Source organism: Umezawaea sp. NPDC059074, assembly GCF_042738955.1.
Classification (GTDB): Bacteria; Actinomycetota; Actinomycetes; order Mycobacteriales; family Pseudonocardiaceae; genus Umezawaea.
Genome location: NZ_JBHYHC010000273.1, coordinates 1 through 3,800 on the forward strand (window position 1 = coordinate 1; position 3,800 = coordinate 3,800).

Annotated in this window: 1 protein-coding gene; it reads left to right on the plus strand. The window is 75.5% G+C overall.

Features of this window, described 5'->3' with window-relative positions; all coding sequences use genetic code 11:
• Positions 1-3,800, plus strand: a 3,800-nt coding sequence (locus tag ACFWW9_RS45930; protein ID WP_390389947.1) for a type I polyketide synthase, incomplete at both ends; no start/stop codon positions are given.

Consider the following 3,800-nt stretch of genomic DNA (forward strand, 5'->3'; position numbering starts at 1 on the left):
TGAACATCGGCATCGCGTCCCGGTTCCCCGCCGGGGAGCACTCCCCGGAGGACCTGTGGCGGCTGGTCGCCGACGGCGTGGACGCCATCGGCGACTTCCCGACCGACCGGGGCTGGGACCCCGACCTGCACGACCCCGACCCGGCCGCCTCGGGCAAGTCCACGGCCGCGCGCGGCGGGTTCCTGTACGGCGCGGCCGAGTTCGACGCCGACTTCTTCGGCGTGTCACCGCGCGAGGCGCTCGCGATGGACCCGCAGCAGCGGCTGCTGCTGGAAACCGCCTGGGAGGCCGTGGAACGGGCGCGCGTCGACCCGCTCGCCCTGCGCGGCACCCGGACCGGCGTGTTCACCGGGATCGCCTACCAGGACTACCAGCAGCACTGGCACCACGCGCCCGCCGAGGTCGAGGGGTACGCGCTGACCGGGGCGCTGAGCAGCGTGGCGTCCGGTCGCGTCGCCTACACCCTCGGCCTGGAGGGGCCCGCGATCACGCTGGACACCGCGTGCTCGTCCGCGCTGGTCGCCCTGCACCTGGCGGTCCGGTCGCTGCGCGAGGGGGAGTGCGACCTGGCGTTGGCGGGCGGCGCGACGGTGATGTCGGGCCCCGGCGTGTTCGTCGAGTTCAGCCGCAAGCGCGGGCTCTCCCCGGACGGCCGCTGCCGGTCGTTCTCCGCCGACGCCGACGGCACCGGGTGGGGCGAGGGCGTGGGCATGCTGCTGCTGACCCGGCTGTCCACCGCCCGCCGGGACGGGCACGAGGTGCTGGCCGTGGTGCGCGGGACCGCGGTGAACCAGGACGGGGCGTCCAACGGCCTGACCGCGCCGAACGGTCCGTCCCAGCAGCGGGTGATCCGCGAGGCGCTGGCCGTTGCCGGACTGTCCACTGCGGACGTGGACGCGGTGGAGGCGCACGGGACCGGGACGAGGCTCGGTGACCCGATCGAGGCGCAGGCGTTGTTGGCGACCTACGGCCAGGACCGCGAACGGCCGTTGCTGCTGGGGTCGATCAAGTCGAACATCGGGCACTCCCAGGCCGCCGCGGGCGTGGCGGGGGTGATCAAGATGGTCGAGGCGATGCGGCACGGGGTGCTGCCCCGCACGCTGCACGTCTCGGCCCCGTCCCCGCACGTGGACTGGACGGCGGGCGCGGTGGAACTCGTCACCGAGGACCGGCCGTGGCCGGAGACGGGACGGCCGCGGCGCGCGGGCGTGTCGGGGTTCGGTGTCAGCGGCACCAACGCGCACGCGATCCTGGAGGCCGCGCCACCCGTGGAGCCCCCGGTCGACACCGAGGGACCGGCGGTCGTGCCGCTCGTGGTGTCCGGCGCCACGCCGAACGCGGTCGCGGACCAGGTGGACCGCCTGCGGGCGGCCACGGCCGACGCGCGGCCGGTCGACGTGGGCCACTCACTGCTCACGACCCGCACGCTCTTCGCGCACCGCGCGGTGCTGGTGGGCGACCACGACCCGGTAATGGGCTCGGCGGGTCCGCGCGGGCGCACGGCGTTCGTGTTCCCCGGCCAGGGGTCGCAGTGGACGGGGATGGCGCGGGAACTGCTGGAGTCGTCGCCGGTGTTCGCGGCGTCGATGGCCGAGTGCGCGGACGCCTTGGCGGAGTTCGTGGACTGGTCGTTGCTCGAAGTGCTGGACGACGAGGTCGCGTTGGCGCGGGTGGACGTGGTGCAGCCCGCGCTGTGGGCGGTGATGGTGTCGCTGGCCGCGCTGTGGCGGTCGCTGGGCGTCGTGCCCGACGCGGTCATCGGCCACTCGCAGGGCGAGATCGCCGCCGCCCACGTGGCCGGAGCGCTGACGCTGCGCGACGCCGCACGGGTGGTCTCGTTGCGCAGCAAGGCGATCGTGGCGCTCAGCGGCCGCGGCGGGATGCTGTCGGTGCCGTTGCCCGCCGAGCTGGTCACCGGGCGCGGCGTGTCCGTCGCGGCGGTCAACGGGCCGTCCTCGGTGGTCGTCTCCGGCGCGGTCGAGGACCTGGACCGGCTGTTCGACGACCTCACGGCCGACGGCGTGCGGGTGCGCCGGATCCCGGTCGACTACGCCTCGCACTCCGCGCACGTCGAGTCGATCCGCGACGAGATCCTCCGCGACCTCGCCCCGCTCGCACCCCTGACCCCGACGATCCCATGGCACTCCACGGTGACCGGCGACGTCGTCGACACCGCGGACGCCGAGTACTGGTACCGCAACCTGCGGGAGACCGTGCGCTTCCAGGAGACGGCGGAATCCCTTGGCGCGGCGGGCTTCGACGTGTTCGTGGAGGTGAGCGCGCACCCCGTGCTCACGGTCGCGCTCGCCGAGACCCTCGGTGACGACGCCGTGGTGGTGGGATCGCTCCGCCGGGGCGAGGGCGGGCTCGACCGGTTCTACCGCTCGGCCGCCGACTTGTTCGTGCGCGGCGTCCCCGTCGACTGGAGTCCGACCGTCGCGGGCGGTCGCCGGATCGCCCTGCCGACCTACGCCTTCCAGCGCGAGAGGTTCTGGCAGGCCCCCGCACGGGGCCGGGGAGCACCGGGGCTGCGGAGCGCCGACCACCCGCTGCTGGACGTGGCGCTGGACCTGCCGGGATCGGGCGGGGTCCTGGTCACGGCCACCCTCTCCGCGCGCACCCATCCGTGGCTGGCCGACCACGTCGTCGAGGGGGCCGTCGTGCTGCCCGGCGCGGCGGTGGTGGAACTCGTCCTCGAGGCCGGTGGCCTGCTCGGGTGCGACCGGATCGACGAGCTGACCCTGGAAACCCCGCTCGTGCTCCCCGCCGACGGCTCCGTGTCCGTGCGGGTGGTCGTCGACGGGCCCGACGCGGAAGGCGGGCACCCCGTCAGCCTGCACGCGGGCCAGGACGGCGACTGGACCCGCCACGCGGTCGGCTCCCTGTCCGCCGCCGGGCTCGCGGCCGACGTCGACACCGGGCCGTGGCCGCCGCCGGGCGCTCACGCCGTCGACCTGGCGGGGTTCTACGACCGCCTGGCCGAGGAGGGGTTCGCCTACGGGCCCGCGTTCCAGGGGCTCGCCTCGGCGTGGCGGCTGGGCGACGAGGTGATCGCGACCGTCGACCTGCCGGACGGCGTGGACGCGGCGGGCTACGGCCTGCACCCGGCCCTGCTGGACGCCGCGCTGCACACGAGCCTCGTCGACGGGGCCGCCCGGCTGCCGTTCTCCTGGACCGGCGTCTCCCTGCACGCCACCGGAGCCACCCGGCTGCGGGTGCGGACCCGCAGGACCGGTCCGGACGCCGTGGCGGTCGAGCTGCGGGACACCGATGGCGCGCTGGTGGCGTCGGTCGAGTCCTTGGCACTGCGGGCTTCCGTCGCCGCCGTTCCCCACGGCGACCTGCTGCGCGTGGAGTGGACGCCCGTCTCACCCGCCGCGGGACCCGCCGCCGAGGCGTGGACCGCGCCCGCCGACCTCGCCGAGGTGCTGGACCGGGTCCAGCGGTGGCTCGCCGACGAGTCCGACGGGCGGCTCGCCGTCGTCACGCGGGCGGCGCGGACCGATCCCGCACAGGCCGCCGCGTGGGGACTCGTGCGGTCGGCGCAGTCGGAGCACCCCGACCGGTTCGTGCTGGTCGACCTGGACGACGACCCCGCGTCCACGGCCGCGCTGCCCGCCGCGTTGGCCGCCGGGGAACCACAGCTGCGCATCCGCGGTGGGGTGATCAGCGCACCGCGACTCGTCCGGCTCGAAGACCCGGAGCCCCCGACGCCGTGGCACTCCGAGGGCACGGTGCTGATCACCGGCGCGACGGGGGAGTTGCGCGCGCTGCTGGCCCGGCACCAGGTCACCCGGCAC